An 18,691-nucleotide genomic window follows, 5' to 3' on the forward strand; every position below is an offset into this window, starting at 1 on the left:
TGACGACCATGTGTTTCCCGCCGTACCCCGGGAGTTGCCATGACTGTCCCCGTCAAGGTCTCCGATCTGCTTTCCCGGTGGGAGCGTGAGCGGCCCGATACCGAGGCGCTTCGCTTCGGGGGTTCGAGCTGGACCTGGCGGCAACTGGCCGAGCGCGTGCGTCGAGCGGCCGCTGGGTTGCGCGCCAACGGAATCGGCCCCGGCGACCGGATCGCTGTCCTCGACCTCAACCACCCGTCCTGTCTGGAGCTGACCCTGGCCTGCGCCCAGATCGGCGCGGCGAACGCCATCGTCAACTTCCGGCTGGCGCCGCCCGAGATCGTCTACGTGATCAACGACGCCACCGCCAGGATCCTCTTCGTCGGGCCCGAGTTCGCCGGCGCCGCCGAGCAGATCCGCGACAAGCTACCGAGCGTCGAGCGGGTGCTGCGTCTCGGTGGGGACGCCGATGAGTACGAGGCGCTGCTGGGCACGCACGAACCCGACACGGCCGTCCATCCCGCCCGTCCGGACGACTGCTTCGTCCAGCTCTACACCTCGGGCACCACCGGGTTCCCCAAGGGGGCGATGCTCACCCACCGCGGGGTCCTCGCGCATTCGGCCGCCGTGGCCACGGACTTCGTGCTCAGCGACGACGACGTGGTGCAGATCGCGATGCCGCTGTTCCACGTCGGCGGGACGAGCTACGCATTGGTCGCGCTCTACGGCGGGACCCGGATGGTGATGCTGCGGATGCCCGACCCGGTCGCGGTGCTGGACATGCTGGAGCGCGAGCGGATCACCCACACCTTCCTGGTGCCCGCCCTGCTGGCGGCGATCACCCAGATTCCCGGCGTCGAGCAACGCGATTTCTCGGCGCTGCGCGCGCTGTCCTACGGCGCCTCCCCGATGCCGCTGCCGGTGATGCGGGCCTGTCTCGCGCTGTTCCCGGGGCGGCTGCACCAGGTGTATGGCATGACCGAGGCGGCGGGGGTCGTGAGCTCGCTGGGCCCGCAGGACCACGAGAACTCGGCGGTCGCACACCGGCTGGTTTCGGCCGGCACTCCGATCCACGGCGTCGAGATCGAGATCCGCGACCCGGCCACCGGCGAGCCGGTGCCCGCCGGCACACCCGGGGAGATCTGGGTCCGCACCGAGCAGCTGATGAGCGGCTACTGGGGAAAGCCCGAGGCGACGGCCGACACGATCACCCCGGACGGCTGGCTGCGGTCCGGCGACGGGGGGTACCTGGACGCCGACGGCTACATCTACGTCACCGACCGAATCAAGGACATGATCATCAGCGGCGGGGAGAACATCTACCCCGCCGAGATCGAGCGGGTGCTCGCCGAGCACCCGGGCATCGCCGACGTCGCGGTGATCGGGGTGCCCGACGACCGCTGGGGCGAGGTTCCGATGGCGGTCGTCGTCGCCGCCCCCGGCGCGAGTATCGACGAGAACGAACTGCTCGCCCACGGCCGCAAGCACCTCGCCTCGTTCAAATGCCCGAAGGCCGTCGAGGTCGTCGACGAGCTGCCGCGCAACCCCACCGGCAAGGTCCTCAAGAAGGAGCTGCGCAAACCGTACTGGGCAGGCCGAGAACGCCAGGTCGTGTGAGGCTGCTGGCCCCTCCAGCGGTCACCTCCCGCCGCAGCAGGAGTCCGAGCTGTACAGCTACTACGGCCTCGACCCGGCCAGCCGCGAACCGGTACCGGCACCGATACCGCGGCCGCGACGGGTACGGCGGCGACAGCGGGAACCGCGGCGGAACGAGACAGCGCCGTCGAGCCGGAAACCGCCGTCGGGCGAGACGTCTCCGGGCCGACCACCGACGCGGGCCCGACATCTCCGAGGAGGAACACGAGGTCACGCTGCACTCCGAACGCCCGGTCGTCAGCAAGCAGACCGAACCGGTCGAACGGGTCCGGATCGAACCGGACACCGTGCCCGAGCAGGAGACCGTCTCGGGCGAGGTCCGCAAGGAGCACGACGATCCCAGCGGCCAGGTCGAGCGGGTGGTGGCGTCGGAGCAGGCGGGTCCGGACATCGAGCGGATGCTCGCCGAGCATCCGCTCGATGTCGCGATGATCGGGGTGCCCGACGACCGCTGGCCCCGTCGGGGCTAGGCAGGCCGTCCCGGGACGGCGCACAATGCGCGGACGGCCGCCGATACGGTTCCGGGCCGCGATCCCGGCCCAGGGCGGCATCCGATCCAGCGCCCGGGAGATCTCCATGACCGCGACCGAGGCCCTTCCCGTCACCACGACCGTGCGCGCCGCCTGCCCGCACGACTGCCCGGACACCTGCGCGATGCTGGTCACGGTCGCCGACGGCCGGGCCACCGAGGTGCGCGGCGACCCCGAGCACCCGTTCACCCGCGGCGGCCTCTGCGTCAAGGTCAACAACTACGTCGACAAGGTGTACAGCCCGGACCGCGTGCTCTACCCGCTGCGGCGCACCGGCCCCAAGGGCAGCGGCCGGTTCGCCCGGATCTCCTGGGACGCCGCGCTGGACGAGATCGCAGCCCGGTTCCGGGAGACGATCGCCGAGCACGGCGCCGAGGCGATCATGCCGGTCAGCTACCTGGGCACCGAGGGCATCCTCAACGGGCTCAATGTGGGCGACCCGTTCTTCAACAAGCTCGGCGCGACGATCGCCGAACGCACCTACTGCGACTCCGGCGCGTGCACCGCGTACACGATGACCATCGGCGCCACCGCGGGCGTCGACCCGGAGAGCCTCGTGCACTCCCGCTACATCATCATCTGGGCCTGCAACATGGTCTCGACCAACCTGCACCTGTGGCCGGTCGTCGCCGAGGCCCAGCGCCGCGGCGCGAAGGTCGTGGTGATCGACCCGGTGCGGCACCAGACGGCGCGGCGGGCCGACTGGTACCTCCCGATCCGGCCGGGGACCGACGGTGCGCTCGCGCTGGCCATGATGCACGTGATCACCAATGAGGGGCTGGCCGACGAGGCGTACGTCCGCGACCACACGGTCGGCTACGACGAACTTGTCGAGCGGGTGCGGCAGTACAGCCCGGAGTGGGCGGAGGCCGAGACCGGCATCCCGGCCGCGGACATCCGCACGCTGGCCCGCGAGTACGCCACCACCCAGCCGTCGATGATCCGGATCGGGGTGGCGATCGAGCGACACGCCGGCGGCGGCCAGACGGTGCGCGCGATCTCCTGCCTGCCCGCGCTCGTCGGCGCGTGGCGCAACGTCGGCGGCGGGCTGCTGCAGCTGCCGCTGTGGGCCTTCCCGGTGAACTGGGGCGCGCTGATGCATCCCGAGCTGGCCACCCCGGGCACCCGGGTCGTCAACCAGTTCCTGCTGGGCCGGGCGCTGACCGGGGAGCTGGGGCTGGACCCACCGATCACGGCGCTGATGGTCTACAACTCCAACCCGATGGTCGTGTGTCCCGAGCAGGCCAAGGTGGCCGCCGGGCTCGCCCGGGAGGATCTGTTCACCGTGGTCAGCGACCACTTCCTCACCGACACGGCGAGCTACGCCGACCTCGTGCTGCCGGCCACGACCCAGCTCGAACAGCACGACATCATGTTCAGCTGGGGCCACTTCTACGTGTCGCTGAACACCCCGGCGGTCGCCCCGCTGGGCGAGGCGATGTCCAACACGGAGCTGTTCCGCAGGCTCGCCGTCCGGATGGGCTTCACCGAACCCTGCTTCCGCCGCACCGACGAGGAACTGATCGCCGAGGCCTTCGACTGGTCGTCCCCGGTGATGGAGGGCATCACGGTCGAGTCGCTGCGGGAGCGGGGCTGGGCCCGGTTGAATCTGCCCTCGGCCGACGAGTACGCGCCGCACGCCGAGGGCAACTTCCCGACCCCGTCGGGCAAGACCGAGTTCCGGTCCTCGGTCGCGGCCGAGGCGGGCAACTTCGTCATACCGCTGTTCCGGCAGGGCTCGAACGAGTTCCAGCCCGGCGGCGTCGTCGACCCGCTCCCGTACTACGTCCCGCCCCGGGAGACCGCCGACACCGGCTACCGGCTCAACCTCATCTCGCCCAAGTCGCACGCCTACCTCAACTCCAGCGCCGCCGACCAGCCGGCCCAGCGGCGGGTGCAGGGCGAGCCGGCGGTGACGATCCACCCGCGGGACGCGGCCGAGCGCGGCATCGCCGATGGGCAGTACGTGCGGGTGTTCAATGACCGCGGCCAGTTCGTCGCGCTGGCCAGGGTCACCGACGAGATCGCGCCCGGCGTGGTGATGTCGCCGATGGGCGCATGGCCCAAGAACGCCAAGGACCACTCCACGGTCAACACCGTGAACCCGTTCGTCTTCGCCGATCTGGGCAATGCACCGACGTTCTCCGACACCCGGGTCGAGGTCGAGAGCTCCTGATGGCCACCCGGGTGGCGCACCGGGCTCGCCGGTGTACCTCGGCCGCGCGCCCTTTCCCCGTGGTCGTGGCGTCACTTGACTCGCGAGTAACCCTGCGCTAGACCCCGGCACATGAAGCTGTCGACCCAAGTCCAGTACAGCGACGATCCCCTCGCCAGCGTCGAGCGCGTGGTCGCCCTCGAAAGCGCAGGCCTCGACGTCGCCTGGGTCGCCGAGGCATACAGCTACGACGCCGTGTCGCTGATGGGCTATCTGGCGGCGAAGACCGAACGGGTGGAGATCGGATCGGGGATCCTGCCGATCTACACACGCACCCCGACACTGACGGCGATGACGGCCGCCGGCCTCGATGCCCTCTCCGGCGGCCGGATGATCCTCGGTCTCGGCGCGTCCGGCCCGCAGGTCATCGAGGGTTTCCACGGGGTTCCCTATGACAAGCCCATCGCCCGCACCCGGGAGATCATCGGGATCTGCCGGAAGGCGTGGCGCCGCGAGCGGGTCACCAACGAGGGCCTCTACCCGATCCCGCTGCCGGAGGGCCAGGGCACCGGGCTGGGCAAGCCGCTCAAGCTCATCAACCATCCCCTCCGCTCCGATATCCCGATCTGGGTGGCCGCGCTGGGCGACCGCAACGTCGAGATGACCGCGGAGATCGCCAACGGCTGGCTGCCGCATGTGCTCATGCCGGAGAAGATCCGCGAGGTGTTCGGCCCCGCCCTCGACGCCGGGCTCGCCAAGCGGGCCCCCGAGCTCGGCCCGCTGCAGATCACCGGCGGCGGCATCCTCGCCATCGAGGAGGAGATGTTCGAACCCGCCCGTCGGCTGGCCCGTGGGATGTTCGCGCTCTACATCGGCGGGATGGGCGCCCGCGGGCGCAACTTCTACAACACGGTGTTCGCCCGGCAGGGCTACGGCGACGCCGCGCGGACCGTGCAGGATCTGTACCTCGACGGGAAGAAGGAGGAGGCCGCCGCGGCGTTGCCGGACGACTTCATCGACAACGTCACTCTCATCGGCCCGCCGTCGTTCGTCCGGGAGCGAATCGCCGCGCTGCAGGCGGCGGGGGTGACACATCTGCACGTCGACCCGGTCAGCCGGGCAGCGCCGAAGGTGTTCACCCAGGTCAAGGAGTGGATCTCCTAGTGCACGCCCTCCATCCTCCCCCGGATCCACGGCACCAGGGACAGCACGATCAGGCCGACTACGATGGTCACCGCGCCGCTGATCCCGAAGTAGGGCACCTCGTGTGCCGGGGAGTAGAACCTGGCCAGCACCCCGGCCGTTGACGTGCCGATGCCGACCGAGAAGAAGTACAGCGCCATGAGGAAGAAGACCGCGATCGCCGGACTGGTCTTGCCGGTACCGCCGGCCATCGGCAGGAACAGCAGGAACGCCACGCCCATGCCGATCACACCGAGCGCGAACTTGCTCGGCGTGGACGGCGCCCGATCGCCCAGCTTCGTCCGCATCACGGCGAACACCGGTGACAGCAGGATGATCCAATGGCCGCGGCCACCAGCAGCGCCTTGACCCGCGCAGGGCCGTCCAAGGGGTTGGGCACATCCCTGCCGTGTGTGCCCGGGTTCCGCCGGAAGATCACGTACTGGGTCAGGCCGAGGGCCATCCCGACCGCGGCCGCCCCGAAGCCGTAGTGGAGCCCGAGCTGGGTCTGCAGCAGCCCGGTGACCAGCGGACCGACGAAGGCACCGATGTTGATGCCCAGGTAGAACGCCGACCCCGCTCAGCCCCGGCAACGCGGCGAGCGCGACGTGGCCGAGCATGACCACGAACCCGCCGTAGAACACCATGCGTTCCATGCCGAACAGCCGATCGGCCAACCACCCGCCGAGCACCGTGGACAGGCACACCAGGCCGCCGTAGGCGCCGACGATGCCGGTCGCCGTGCTCTGCGGCAGCGCCAGCCCGCCCTGCTCCAGCGAGTAGTACAGATAGAGCCGAGGATGAGCAGCATCCGTAGAAGGAGAACCGTTCCCAGAGCTCGACGTTGAACAGGTTCACCAGGCCGATCGGGTGCCCGAGGACCGTGCGCCTGGCCGGCTGTTCGGCGGTTTCGACCGTCCGGGACATAGCAGTCCTCCCCCGCCGTGGAGCCGGCCCCGCCCCAGCTCCGCAACCGGGTCAGCCTAGACTTGCGTACGGCACCCGGCTGTGCGCTGGTGAGATGAGCGGTGGTGGGTTGCGAGTTCTCCGTGCTCTGGACCATCACCGGCCGCGAACACACCGCGATGCCCACCCCGCCCCCCGGTGGGGGGACTAATCTGGCAGCGGTCCAGCCACGACGTCGAGCAAGCGATCAAGGCGGTTGAGAGCGTGTCCAGCAGCAGTACATCCGGTCAGGCGAGCCAGTTCGGCCCCAACGAGTGGCTCGTCGAGGAGATGTACCAGCGCTTCCTTGATGACCCATCCGCGGTCGACCCGGCATGGCACGACTTCTTCGCCGACTACCGGCCGCAGGGCCCGGACAACGGGGTCGCCGAGGATGCCGCCTCGTCCCAGGCGGTCCCCGCCGCACCCACACCCGCGGTCGAGCCCGCCGAACCGAGCGAGCAACGCCGGACCGCCGACCGTGGCGTCCGGGACGAGCCGGCCACCGCCCACGGCGCCAGCGCCCGGGTCGACGGCGCGGCACCGGTCGCCCCACCGGTCGCCGCACCGATGAAGGACACCGGAAAGCCGGCGGCGGGCACCACCTCCAAGGCCGCCGCCAAGCCCGCCCCGAGGACCGACGCCGGCGAGGTCACCCTGCTGCGCGGCGCGGCGAGCGCCGTCGCCAAGAACATGAACGCCTCGCTGACGGTGCCCACCGCGACGAGCGTGCGCGCCGTCCCCGCGAAGCTGCTCGCCGACAACCGGGTCGTCATCAACAACCAGCTGCAGCGCACCCGTGGCGGCAAGATCTCCTTCACCCACCTCATCGGGTACGCCGTGGTGAAGGCGCTGGCCGACTTCCCGGTGATGAACCGGCACTTCGCCGAGACCGACGGCAGGCCGTCGGTCATCCAGCCCGAGCACGTCAACCTCGGCCTCGCCATCGACCTGCCGGGACGCGACGGGCAACGCTCGCTCGTCGTCGCGTCGATCAAGGGCTGCGAGGCGATGACGTTCGCCCAGTTCTGGTCGGCCTACGAGGACGTCGTGCGCAAGGCGCGCGGCAGCCGTCTGACGGCCGACGACTTCGCCGGCACCACGATCAGCCTGACCAACCCGGGCACGCTCGGCACCAACCACAGCGTGCCGCGGCTGATGCAGGGACAGGGCGCGATCATCGGCGTCGGTGCGATGGAGTACCCGGCCGAGTTCCAGGGAGCCAGCGAGGAACGACTCGCCGAGATCGGCGTCAGCAAGATCATCACACTGACCTCGACCTACGACCACCGGATCATCCAGGGGGCCGAGTCGGGGGACTTCCTGCGCCGGGTGCACCAACTGCTGCTCGGGACGGACGGCTTCTACGACGAGATCTTCGCCTCGCTGCGGGTGCCCTACGAGCCCGTCCGCTGGGTGCAGGACATCCCGGAGGGCGCGGTCGACAAGACCGCCAGGGTGCTGGAGCTGATCGAGTCCTACCGGACCCGCGGCCATCTGATGGCCGACACCGATCCGCTGAACTACCGACAGCGGCGCCATCCCGACCTCGACGTCCTCTCCCACGGCCTCACGCTCTGGGACCTCGACCGCGAGTTCGCCGTCGGCGGGTTCGCCGGCCAGGCGCACATGAAGCTGCGCGACGTCCTCGGGGTGCTGCGCGACGCCTACTGCCGCACGATCGGCACCGAGTACATGCACATCTCGGACCCGGCGCAGCGGGCCTGGTTGCAGGAGCGCATCGAGGTCCCGCACCCCAAGCCGCAGGTGGCCGAGCAGAAGTACATCCTGTCCAAGCTCAACGCCGCGGAGGCATTCGAGACTTTCCTCCAGACCAAGTACGTCGGGCAGAAGCGGTTCTCGCTGGAGGGCGGCGAGACCGTCATCCCGCTGCTCGACGCGGTGCTGGACAAGGCCGCCGAATACGAGCTCGACGAGGTCGTCATCGGGATGCCGCACCGCGGACGGCTCAACGTACTGGCCAATATCGTCGGCAAGCCCATAAGCCAGATCTTCCGGGAGTTCGAGGGCAACCTCGACCCCGCCCAGGCGCACGGTTCCGGCGACGTGAAGTACCACCTCGGCGCCGAGGGCAAGTACTTCCGGATGTTCGGCGACGGCGAGACGGTGGTGTCGCTGACCGCGAACCCGTCGCACCTCGAGGCCGTCGACCCGGTGCTGGAGGGCATCGTCCGCGCCAAGCAGGACCTGCTCGACAAGGGCGAGGCCGGGTTCACCGTGCTGCCGCTGCTGCTGCACGGCGATGCGGCGTTCGCCGGCCAGGGCGTCGTGGCCGAGACCCTGAACCTCGCGCTGCTGCGCGGCTACCGCACCGGCGGCACCGTGCACGTCGTGATCAACAACCAGGTCGGTTTCACCACGGCGCCCGAGCACTCCCGCTCGTCGCAGTACTCCACCGATGTGGCGAAGATGATCGGCGCCCCCGTCTTCCACGTGAACGGCGACGACCCCGAGGCGTGCGTCTGGGTGGCCAAGCTGGCGGTCGACTACCGCGAACGCTGGCACAACGACGTCGTCATCGACATGATCTGCTACCGGCGCCGCGGCCACAACGAGGGCGACGACCCCTCGATGACCCAGCCCGCGATGTACGACATCATCGACGCCAAGCGCAGCGTCCGGAAGATCTACACGGAGTCGCTGATCGGCCGCGGGGACATCACCATGGAGGAGGCCGAGCACGCGCTCAAGGACTTCTCCAGTCAGCTCGAACATGTCTTCGAGGAGGTCCGTGAGCTGGAACGGACCCCGCCGGCCGCCTCGCCGTCGGTCGAGCAGGAGCAGCTGGCTCCGAGCGACCTGGACACCGCGATCCCGCTGGAGGTCGTCCACCGAATCGGGGACGCACACGTCAACCTCCCCGAGGGATTCACCGTCCACCAGCGGGTCAAGCCGGTGCTGAAGCGCCGGTACACGATGTCCCGGGAAGGGAACATCGACTGGGCCTTCGCCGAACTCATCGCCATGGGCTCGCTGGTCATGCAGGGCAAGCTGGTCCGGCTCGCCGGCCAGGACTCCCGGCGCGGGACCTTCGTCCAGCGGCACTCGGTGATCATCGACCGGAAGACGGGCGAGGAGTACTATCCGCTGCGCAACCTTGCCCAGGACCAGGGCCGCTTCCTGCCCTACGACTCGGCGCTCTCGGAGTTCGCCGCACTCGGCTTCGAATACGGCTACTCGGTGGCCAACCCGGACGCACTGGTGCTGTGGGAGGCGCAGTTCGGCGACTTCGTCAACGGCGCCCAGTCGATCATCGACGAGTTCGTCTCCTCCGGCGAGGCCAAATGGGGTCAGCTGGCCGACGTCGGTCTCCTGCTGCCGCACGGTCTCGAGGGCCAGGGCCCGGACCACTCGTCGGGCCGGATCGAGCGGTTCCTGCAACTGTGCGCCGAATGGTCGATGACCGTCGCGCTGCCGTCCGAGCCCGCGAACTACTTCCACCTCCTGCGCAGGCACGCCCTCGACGGGGTGCGCCGGCCGTTGGTGGTGTTCACGCCGAAGTGGATGTTGCGGGCCAAGCAGGTCGTCTCGCCGATCAGCGATTTCACCGGCGGGCGCTTCCGGAGCGTCATCGACGACCCGCGCTACCGCGAGACCGATCACCCGGCCGGTGTCCGCAAGCTCCTGATGTGCAGCGGCAAGATCTACTGGGAGCTGGCCGCGGCGCGTGAGAAGCGAGGTATCACCGACACCGCGATCGTGCGCGTCGAACAGCTCTATCCCCTGCCGGAGCGGCAGATCGCCGCGGTGCTGGAGCGCTATCCGGACGTCACCGATATCTGCTGGGTCCAGGAGGAGCCGGCCAACCAGGGCGTCTGGCCCTACTTCGGCCTCGAGCTGCCGGAGCGGCTGCCCAAGCGGCTGTCCGGGCTCACGCGGGTCTCCCGGCGCCGGATGGCCGCCCCTGCCGCGGGCTCGTCGAAGGTCCATGAGGTGGAGCAGGCCGAAGTGATCGACAAGGCCTTCGGCTAGAACATCGAACCGTGTACTTCACCGACCGCGGAATCGAAGAGCTCGCCGAACGACGGGGTGACGAGCAGGTCACCTGGGCGTGGGTGGCCGACCGGCTGCGCGCGTTCGTGGATCTGCATCCCGAGTTCGAGGACGCCGTGGAGCGAGTGGCCAGCTTCCTCGCTCGCGACGACTCCGGCCTCGATGAGGCGCTCGACATGATGGAGCCATAGCGCGCTCGGCTCTCGCCCGCCGCCCCCCATCGCGCATTATGGAGCCATAACGTGTTTCAGGGCGCCACCTCCCGTGCGTTATGGAGCCATAACGCGATCCGGGGCCACTTGTCCTGCGCATTATGGAGCCATAATGCGGTCAGGAGCGGCGGGCGAGAGCCGAGCGAACAGTTGCGATCAGTTGCTCTTTGTCCCGCAGCAGCGGCGCGGTCACGAAAACGACTGTCCAACCGGCGTCGTGGACTCGATTGAGCCGATCCCGGTCACGATTGAGGGCCCACATTTCGCCGTCTCGCCAGTCACCGTCGTACTCGACGGACACCTTCTGGGCGGGGAACGCGAGATCGGTGCGGGCAATCTTGACGCCGCGGTCACAGATCCAGTACTGGGGAACGGGCTGCAGGCCATCGAGCACCAGCAGCACGCGCAGCTTCGACTCAGGCAGCGACTCGGCCCGGGGATCGGCCAGCTGCACGGCTCGGCGGGCGCCGCGGATGCCGTTGTCCGACCGGGCGTCAACCATCGTGGCGACGTCGGACAGCTCGACCAGATCCGCCCGGAGTACGGCGTCGAGATCGGCGACGGCGTCGTGCAGCGGCCGCGCGAGCAGCAGATCCAGCACCGTACGCAGCGGGCTGGCCAGCCTGCCGTGGGCCCAGTCGCGCGATTCGCCGGGGGCGAGCTCGGTGCGCCGGATCCGCAGGCCCGTCCGGCGAGCAAGCCGCATCTCCAGCGGTGCGACCACCTGGACGTCGTCGTCCGGCCAGCACAGGCGGACGCCCCGGACGGTGGCGGCCGACCGTCCGGTGACCACCGCGCCGCGGGGGAGCGCCAGCGTGGCCGCCCTGCATCGCAGCTCGTGGGTCACGTCCCGATCGGCCGTGGTGTAGACGTTGCGGAACAGCGGGCGAAACCACGGGCCGCGAAGCTGACCGACGGTCAGCAATCCTTCGGCGATGGCGTCCGAGCCGCGAAAGACCGGGATCGAGGACAGGTCCACAGATGCACGATCCAGGAGGACCCGCGCCGCGTCGAACGACCGGCCACAGACGGGTCCCTCATCGCGTGATGGCTCGGCAGTCCGCGCAGACGTCCACAGCGCCGCGCCGCCTCGGTTGCCTCATGGCTCCATAACGTGTTTAATGCGCCACCCTCGGCCGCACTATGGCTCCATAATGCGCAGGACAAGCGGCCCCGTAACGCACTATGGCTCCATAATGCGCTGAAAAGGGTGGAAGGCGCAGAGTCAGCCGCGGCGGGGAAGACGAAACCCGCGCCTGCGGACAGCGCCGAGGAGATCCTCGAACCGTTGTGCGACGGCGGCGTCCAGGGCATCCAGGGCTGCCGGCCCCGGGGCGGCGCCGCCGTCCGGGGCCGGCAGCGGGCGCAACGTCATCCACGACTCCGCCCACAACGCCTTCAGGGCAGCCTCCCAATGCAGCTCCACGCCGAGCCGGGACAGCGCGGCCCGCTCCTCGGCGCGGAGCATTGCAGCGTCCAGCTCGACGAGGCGGCGGGCCAGGGCGGCGACGCACTCCCGGTCGCGCTCGCGCAGCGCCTCGGCGGCGGCGGTGATCCCGGCGATGATGTCCTTGTACTCGCGCGCCGCACTCATGGCCCCTCCAGCGAGGGCACGATCACGACCTCCGGGCGGGCATGCTGGGCACGGTCGAACAGCAGCGCGCGACCGGGGCGCGGCGACCAGCTCACCAGCATCCCGGGCGCGAGTGCGCCGAGCTCGCTGCCCTGGACGTCGAGGCCGACCCAGGCGCCCAGGTCGTCGGCCGATGCGGCCATGGTCAGCAACGCCCTGAGCCGCTGGGCGCTGCGCCACCAGCCGAGCACGTGGATGCCGGTCTCCGGCCCGAACCGGAGCACCTGGCGCAGCGCATCGGTCCCGGCCCGATCGAGCACAATGTCCGCGGCATCCGCGGCGTAGAGAACAAGATGCAGCGGACGCCGTTCGCCGCTGGACCGCCGGGACGTCACGTCGGCCGCGAGCGCCTCCACCCGGGCGCGGACCGCGTCGAGTCCCACCGTCTCCGGCGCGTGCCCGGCCTCGACGAGCCGCCCGGCCAGCGCGGCGGCGGGCCCGGCCGCCTCGGCCACCAACGGCACCAGCACGAACCCCGCCGCCCCCGGCGCATACTGCAGCCCCAGCGATCCCGCGGCCGCGCCGAGCACCCGTTCGGCGTCCGGCCCGCCCGCACCGATCACCCCGAGGTTGCGCCCCGGCGCGGCGGGCAGCCGCACCGCGGCCGCGCTTCCCGCGACATCGATGCGCTGCCCGACCAGCGCATTCGGCGGATCCGTGCCGGGCCTCAGCTCGACGGCCAGCTCGGCCAGGCGGGGCGCCCGGCTGCCGTCGAACAGCCGGGGCTGCTCGCGGCCGGCCGCGTAACTCTCGTGCAGGGCGCGCTGCACCTCGTCGACCGATCCCTTGCCGGTGGCGTCGGGGATGCGCACGACCTCGTTGCCGTGCGGGACGCCGGACTCGTGGTTGAGCACGGCGTGCCAGCGCGGCAGATCGAGTGCGGTGGCGTTGAGGTCGGCGAGCACCCGGCGCGCGCGGGGCAACGCGATCCGCAGCACGAACTGCTCGAAGATCGCCGGGCGGCCCCAGAACGCCTCGATGCCCGATACGTCCTGGCTGGCGAGCACGAGGTGGATGCCCTGCGAGCGGCCGCGCCGCGCGACGTCCTCCAGCAGCTGGGTCGCCTGCCGGGTGACGGCGTCACGCTCGGCGAACAGGTACTGGAACTCGTCGATCACCGCGACGATCCGCGGCCAGCGGCCGTCCGGGTCGGCCGAGCGCAGCTCCTCCAGCTTGGTCACCTCGTGCGCCTTGGCCGCCTCGGCGCGACGGCGCATCTCGTGGGCGAGGAACTGCAGCAGCGCGAGCCCGAACTCCCGATCGGTGTTGATGTTGACGCCGATCAGCCGGGCATGTGGGAGCCACGTCGTATCGCGGCGGCCGGGAGCGAACTGCGCGAACGATACGCCCTCCTTGAAGTCGAGCAGGTAGAGCTCGAGCTCGTCGGGATCGTAGCGGGCGGCCATCGAGCTGATCATGGCGAGCAGCAGGTTCGTCTTGCCCGAACCGCTCGGCCCGCCGACCAGTGCGTGCGGCGACGCGTCGGCCAGCGCCATCTCGACCGGGATGCCGTCGGCGAACCCGACCGGGGCGTGCAGGCCGGTCACCGAGCTGAACCGGCCCCGCTGCTCGGGCGGGGGCAGCAGGTCGGCGAACGTGCCGACCCTGGTTCGCCAACGTTCGTGCTCATCGGCGATCGCGTGGCAGGCCCTGGTCACGGCCTCACCAGGCAGCGGAGGATCGGGCCTGAGGGTGACGTACGGGCCGGTCATCGACGTCACCGCGGTGCCGTCGTCACGCATCCGCACGCTCTCCACGGGCGCCCCGACGGTCATCGGCACATCGAGCAGCACGAGCTGGATACCGCAGGCGAGACCGCCGCGCATCACCCGCTGGAGCTGGCGGTGGTCCTCCTCCTTCCACGCCGCCCGGTTGCCGGCCAGCACGGCGAGGACCCATGGCTCGCTGCGCGCACCCGTCACTTCCGCCAGCGCCCGCAGCGACGGATGCCCGTCGACGAGCACCCGGGTGTGGACCCGCCGGATCCGGTCCGACAGCTCCGCCAGCAGGTGCTCCAGCCGGCCCGGGTCGTGCACGGTCAGCAGACCGGTGCGGGTGAGCGGATACAGCCCGGGCATGGCCCCGGTGAACTGCCCGACATCCCACACGTGTACCTGCACGAGCCCGGGCCGGAAGTAGCTCACGACGCGGATCAGCAGCGCCTCGACCAGCGCCTCGGCGGCGGCTCGCGTGGCGTGCGTCGACGTGATCTGCAGATGCGACTCGTCGAGCAGCGGCACGCCGACCGGGAAGCCGCGCCCCGCGGCCCCGACGCCGCCGGCTCCGATCCGCCACAGCTGGGGCAGCGGCCCACTGCCGTCGACCTTGCCGACCTGGCCGAGCCATTCGACCGGGTCACACCCGGCCGAACCGGGGGCCACCTCGTCCAGCAGGCCGGCCAGCCGGTCTGGGCCGGTCGCGAGCCACTCGTCGAACGCGGCTGCCCGGTCGGCCTCGACGCGGGCGACGGTGGCCGCCAGCCGTGAGTTGGCGAACACGGCCTGCAACCCCGGATCGGCTCGGGCGGCGGCGATTCCGTCGGTGCGTAGCCACATCTCCGCGATCGTCTCGGCGCGGGCATGCGCGATCCCCTCGCGCAGTCGGGCCGCTGCGCTGAGCGCGGCGCCAGCCGCGGCGTGGAACTCCTCGAAGGCGGCCGTGATCCGGTCGCGCCGGGCCCGTTTCGCCATCAGCGGCTGGTGCTACCGGCGACCCCGGCCGCCCGGATGTCGTCGATGCCTGCCATATGCCTCCTGCTCTCGTCGCTGCGCAACCGCCCGTATGCATCCGCTCAGGAATCTAGCCCGCGGTCCGTCACGTCCCGGCGCGGCCCGCCGGCCCCGTGCCGGTCGCGCCGGGGGAGGCGATCAGCCGGGTGAGGGTGTCGCGCAGCCAGGCCTCGTAGGTGTCGAGCGGCCAGCCGAACATGCGGGTGATGAGCAGGTAGGTCTCGGCGCCGGTGAGGACGCTGGCGGTGTCGATCAGACGATCGAGGTCGCGGGAGTCGGCGATCAGGCCGTCGGCCGCCATCCGGGTCCACACCACGCGCTGAGCGTGGCGACTCTGTTCCCGGCCCTGTTGCCACTGCCCGGCGATGAGCGGTTCGATCGCGGCGGCCTGCTGGGCGACAGCGAACAGCGCGCCCGCGCGGTCCATGATCTGCCGGGTGGCCGCGGCGAGAGCGTTGATGCGATCGGTTGCGGTCGGGGCGGTCAGCGCCGTCTGTACCCAGTCCCGGCCCAGCACGTCCACCTCGTCGGTGTCCCCGACGATGGCGACGTCGACGACCCGTTCGAGCAACGCGGCCTTGGACCCGAACCGGACGTAGACGGTGCGCTCGCCCACGCCGGCCGCCTCGGCTACCGCGCCCAGCGTGGTGGCGACGTAGCCGTCGGCGACGAACAGCCGGGTCGCCGCCTCGATGATCCGCTGCTCGGTCCGGGCCACCTGCCGGCCGCGCGGGCGGGCTCCGTCCGGGGTGTTGACGCGCGCGGGCACGAGGTGCAGTCGAACTGCAAAATACAGTCCGACTGCAATGGGGGTGGAGATGAGCACCACAGCGGCTCCCGAGCTGGCCGGCGTCCATCACCTCAAGTTGCCGGTCCGCGACCTGGGCCGGTCGCGTGACTGGTACGCGAACCGGCTCGGCTACGAGGTCGCGGCCGAGTTCGTGGAGGGCGGCCGGCTCATGGGCTGCCGAGGGCTTCACGACCGTGCACGACCCCCGGGAGAGCGCTGAGTGCCAGGAGCAAGAAACCCCAGCTCAACCCCGCCTGTGAGTGCGTAACAGTGTTAGAACACTGTTACGCACTCACAGGGATTAGAGACGTGCGTCGATGTCCGCCACGGCGGCGGCCGCGGTGGTGAGCAGCTGCAGCCCTCGCTCCAGCTCGGTCTCGGCACGGATCAGACCCACGGGGACCAGCGGCTCCTGGTGCTGGCGCCCGAGCTCGGCCAGGTGGGCGGTCGCGTCCGCGAGCCGGACCATGGCCAGCTCGACATGCCGGTAGGCTGCCCGCGTCAGCTCGGCGACGTCGGCGAGCACGACCTTGACCTCGGCCAACGAGGACGAGTCGAACGACGCGCTCACAGCCGGTTCGCGACGGCTTCGGACTCCTGGATCGCAGCCGACACCGCCTGCTGCACCTCCGAGATGCTGCGGACCGCCTCGGCGTAGGCGGCGTTGGCCTGGTCCACATCAGCCTGCCCGCTGCCCTCGGTGACCTGTTGCAGCGTGGCCTGAGCCTGCTCGATGCAGGACTGGGCCTGCTGCAGCGCACCCAGGCTCTCCGAGGCCTTGTCGTTGGCCAGCGCGATCCCAGCCCGGACCTCTTCGATGCTTGCCATGGCGGGTGTGCCTCCGCTTCCCTCGTCGCGACGTTGCCGGCGGGAATCTAGCGCCATGGCCGTTCCGTCCCCGCCGGGGTCACCTCCGGTTCGGCATCAGACCATCGGCAGCAGCATGACGATCATCGCGCCGGTCATCGCCAGCTGGGCGAGAGCCGCGGGCTCCGGCGCATGCAGCCCCGCCCGCCGAGACCGGCGGACGGCGACGCGGTTCGGTCCGGCGGCCTCGGCCATTGCCCCACGGCGGTGGCGACGGGCGGCCGCGCGGCGGGCGATGAGGACCCGGTCACCGCAGCGCAGCACGTACCAGCCGAAATAGCCGGTCAGCACGATCGCCACGACCGACACCAGCCCGAGCACGCCCGCCGCCACCGTGGGCCCCGCCTCGCCGCCGTGCTCGTGCACCCCGGCGAACAGCATGAACAGCATCGCCCCGCTGCCCACGACGTGGTGGCCCGCATCGCAGGTGCCGAACCCGCAGCGCAGCGCCAGCCCGGTGAACCAGACGGCGCTCAGCGCGAAGATCCCGGTCCAGACCGGTGCGGGTACCGGATCGCCCACCGGGGAGAACATGGCCGCCATCCCGAACCCCATCACGGCGTGCGAAGCCTCGGCGGCGGTGTTCGATCCGACGCTCCGCCCGATCAGCCGTGCCACGTGGAACAGCCCGACGAGTAGGCACCCGAACGTGAGAACCGCATCGAGCCAAACCAGCTGCACCTGGTCCTCCCTCGCCCGTTCGGCGGAGCCGCGACACGCCCAAAGGGTAAGCGGACACGGCCGCTCGGCTCCATACGGTGTGGGGGTAGGGCACCTCGGTCCCGGATGGTGGTGGCACGGCGGACCTACCCGCGGTCACCTAGCGGATGCGATCACTTACCCCATTCCCCTCGTCCCGTTACAACAGTGATCTCCAGTCACCGGTACGGCGCTGTCCGCAGCGCCGGGGGGAGCGACGAGATGTCAGCATCGACAGCCCAGTCGGCCACCCAGGGCGAATCCGACGAGGGCGTTGTGCACGTCCTGTGGATCAATGCGGGGCTGAGCTGCGACGGCGACTCTGTCGCGCTCACCGCCGCCACTCAGCCGACCATCGAGGAGATCGCCCTCGGTGCCCTCCCCGGGCTGCCCAAGATCGCGGTGCACTGGCCGCTCATCGACTTCGAATGCGGCCCCGATCAGGGCGCTGACACGTTCATCGAATGGTTCTTCAAGGCCGACCGCGGCGAGCTCGAGCCGTTTGTGCTGGTCGTCGAGGGATCGATCCCGAACGAGTCGATCAAGGCCGAGGGTTACTGGTGCGGCTTCGGCAACAATCCCGACACCGGCCAACCGATGACCACCAGCGAATGGCTCGACCGGCTCGCGCCGAAGGCACTCGCCGTGCTGGCGGCCGGGACGTGCGCCACCTACGGCGGCATCCACGCGATGGCCGGCAACCCGACCGGCGCGATGGGCGTACCGGACTATCTCGGCTGGAGCTGGAAGTCGAAGGCCGGCATCCCGATCGTGTGCGTGCCCGGGTGCCCGACCCATCCCGACAACCTCTCCGAGACGATCCTCTATCTGCTCTACCAGGCCGCCGGGTCCGCCCCGATGATTCCGCTCGACGAGGCGTTGCGGCCGAAATGGCTGTTCGGCGCCACGGTGCACGAGGGCTGTGACCGCGGCGGTTACTACGAGCAGGGAGAGTTCGCCACCGACTACGGCCAGCCGCAATGCCTGGTCAAGCTGGGCTGCTGGGGACCGGTCGTCAAGTGCAACGTGCCCAAACGCGGGTGGCTCAACGGTGTCGGTGGCTGCCCGAATGTCGGCGGTATCTGTATCGGCTGCACGATGCCCGGATTCCCGGACAAGTTCATGCCGTTCATGGACGCCCCGCCGGGCAGCCTGGTCTCCGGCACGGCGAGCAAGGCCTACGGGGGGGTCATCCGCACCCTCCGCAAGATCACCGAACGCAAGCTCGACGCCGAGCCCAAGTGGCGCCACAAGGGCCGCGAGCTGACCACCGGCTACACGAAGGTCTGGTAAGGAGCCC

At 70.3% G+C, this 18,691-nt stretch carries 17 protein-coding genes; 8 read left to right on the plus strand and 9 right to left on the minus strand.

Annotated features, from left to right (window positions below; translation table 11 throughout):
• Positions 1–39: 39 nt before the first annotated feature.
• The 4 genes from G567_RS0112685 to G567_RS0112700 all read left to right on the plus strand — a co-directional run bounded on the left by G567_RS0112685 (position 40) and on the right by G567_RS0112700 (position 5,484).
• Positions 40–1,596 carry a long-chain-fatty-acid--CoA ligase gene (locus tag G567_RS0112685; protein ID WP_028930290.1) on the plus strand — a complete coding sequence of 519 codons (1,557 nt, stop codon included), beginning with the start codon at positions 40–42 and terminating at the stop codon, positions 1,594–1,596.
• On the plus strand, positions 1,482–2,105 hold the full coding sequence (locus tag G567_RS36850; RefSeq protein WP_084796103.1) for a DUF2382 domain-containing protein: 624 nt from the start codon (positions 1,482–1,484) through the stop codon (positions 2,103–2,105). The genes G567_RS0112685 and G567_RS36850 overlap by 115 nt, the downstream gene beginning before the upstream one ends.
• A 106-nt stretch (positions 2,106–2,211) precedes the next feature.
• Positions 2,212–4,341, plus strand: a complete 2,130-nt coding sequence (locus G567_RS0112695; protein WP_028930292.1) for a molybdopterin-containing oxidoreductase family protein — start codon at positions 2,212–2,214, stop codon at positions 4,339–4,341.
• A 111-nt stretch (positions 4,342–4,452) separates the two neighbouring features.
• Complete coding sequence (locus tag G567_RS0112700) at positions 4,453–5,484, plus strand: LLM class F420-dependent oxidoreductase (RefSeq protein ID WP_028930293.1); 1,032 nt, start codon at positions 4,453–4,455, stop codon at positions 5,482–5,484.
• On the opposite strand, the gene G567_RS36855 is transcribed toward G567_RS0112700, so the two are convergent.
• Positions 5,481–5,813 (minus strand): hypothetical protein, encoded by a 333-nt coding sequence (locus G567_RS36855; protein WP_307724137.1) that lies wholly within the window; start codon positions 5,811–5,813, stop codon positions 5,481–5,483. The two genes, G567_RS0112700 and G567_RS36855, sit on opposite strands and share 4 nt — an antisense overlap.
• The gene (locus G567_RS36860) at positions 5,810–6,064 is read right to left on the minus strand and encodes a POT-type proton-dependent oligopeptide transporter (RefSeq protein WP_342662923.1); all 255 of its coding nucleotides are present in this window, start codon (positions 6,062–6,064) and stop codon (positions 5,810–5,812) included. Before G567_RS36860 ends, G567_RS36855 begins: the two co-directional genes overlap by 4 nt.
• Before the next feature lie 674 nt (positions 6,065–6,738).
• Between G567_RS36860 and G567_RS0112715 the strand changes: the two genes are divergently transcribed.
• On the plus strand, positions 6,739–10,440 hold the full coding sequence (locus tag G567_RS0112715; RefSeq protein ID WP_051232909.1) for a multifunctional oxoglutarate decarboxylase/oxoglutarate dehydrogenase thiamine pyrophosphate-binding subunit/dihydrolipoyllysine-residue succinyltransferase subunit: 3,702 nt from the start codon (positions 6,739–6,741) through the stop codon (positions 10,438–10,440).
• Between the two features lie 11 nt (positions 10,441–10,451).
• Positions 10,452–10,652 (plus strand): DUF6104 family protein, encoded by a 201-nt coding sequence (locus tag G567_RS0112720; RefSeq protein ID WP_028930296.1) that lies wholly within the window; start codon positions 10,452–10,454, stop codon positions 10,650–10,652.
• A 139-nt stretch (positions 10,653–10,791) separates the two neighbouring features.
• Here G567_RS0112720 and G567_RS0112725 read toward each other — a convergent pair whose 3' ends face one another.
• The 4 genes from G567_RS0112725 to G567_RS32045 all read right to left on the minus strand — a co-directional run bounded on the left by G567_RS0112725 (position 10,792) and on the right by G567_RS32045 (position 15,804).
• Positions 10,792–11,652 (minus strand): hypothetical protein, encoded by an 861-nt coding sequence (locus G567_RS0112725; protein ID WP_037057013.1) that lies wholly within the window; start codon positions 11,650–11,652, stop codon positions 10,792–10,794.
• Between the two features lie 246 nt (positions 11,653–11,898).
• Positions 11,899–12,267 carry a hypothetical protein gene (locus G567_RS28500; RefSeq protein WP_051232896.1) on the minus strand — a complete coding sequence of 123 codons (369 nt, stop codon included), beginning with the start codon at positions 12,265–12,267 and terminating at the stop codon, positions 11,899–11,901.
• Complete coding sequence (locus G567_RS0112735) at positions 12,264–14,996, minus strand: FtsK/SpoIIIE domain-containing protein (protein WP_028930298.1); 2,733 nt, start codon at positions 14,994–14,996, stop codon at positions 12,264–12,266. Before G567_RS0112735 ends, G567_RS28500 begins: the two co-directional genes overlap by 4 nt.
• A gap of 124 nt (positions 14,997–15,120) precedes the next feature.
• Complete coding sequence (locus G567_RS32045; protein ID WP_051232898.1) at positions 15,121–15,804, minus strand: TetR/AcrR family transcriptional regulator; 684 nt, start codon at positions 15,802–15,804, stop codon at positions 15,121–15,123.
• A 49-nt stretch (positions 15,805–15,853) separates the two neighbouring features.
• Here G567_RS32045 and G567_RS34195 point away from each other — a divergent pair, with 49 nt between their 5' ends.
• A complete protein-coding gene (locus tag G567_RS34195) occupies positions 15,854–16,045 on the plus strand; it encodes a VOC family protein (RefSeq protein ID WP_186814205.1) in 192 nt (63 codons plus the stop codon).
• Between the two features lie 81 nt (positions 16,046–16,126).
• Here the strand turns inward: G567_RS34195 and G567_RS0112750 are convergent, their stop codons facing one another.
• The 3 genes from G567_RS0112750 to G567_RS32050 all read right to left on the minus strand — a co-directional run bounded on the left by G567_RS0112750 (position 16,127) and on the right by G567_RS32050 (position 17,373).
• Entirely contained in the window at positions 16,127–16,396 is a 270-nt protein-coding gene (locus tag G567_RS0112750) for a hypothetical protein (protein WP_028930300.1), read from the minus strand.
• Positions 16,393–16,653 (minus strand): hypothetical protein, encoded by a 261-nt coding sequence (locus G567_RS0112755; protein WP_028930301.1) that lies wholly within the window; start codon positions 16,651–16,653, stop codon positions 16,393–16,395. The genes G567_RS0112750 and G567_RS0112755 overlap by 4 nt, the downstream gene beginning before the upstream one ends.
• A gap of 96 nt (positions 16,654–16,749) precedes the next feature.
• Complete coding sequence (locus G567_RS32050; RefSeq protein ID WP_028930302.1) at positions 16,750–17,373, minus strand: DUF5134 domain-containing protein; 624 nt, start codon at positions 17,371–17,373, stop codon at positions 16,750–16,752.
• Positions 17,374–17,613: 240 nt separating this feature from the next.
• Between G567_RS32050 and G567_RS0112765 the strand changes: the two genes are divergently transcribed.
• Complete coding sequence (locus G567_RS0112765; protein ID WP_028930303.1) at positions 17,614–18,684, plus strand: NADH-quinone oxidoreductase subunit B family protein; 1,071 nt, start codon at positions 17,614–17,616, stop codon at positions 18,682–18,684.
• The last annotated feature ends 7 nt before the right edge of the window (positions 18,685–18,691 follow it).

This window comes from Pseudonocardia asaccharolytica DSM 44247 = NBRC 16224 (assembly GCF_000423625.1).
Taxonomy (GTDB): Bacteria; Actinomycetota; Actinomycetes; order Mycobacteriales; family Pseudonocardiaceae; genus Pseudonocardia; species Pseudonocardia asaccharolytica.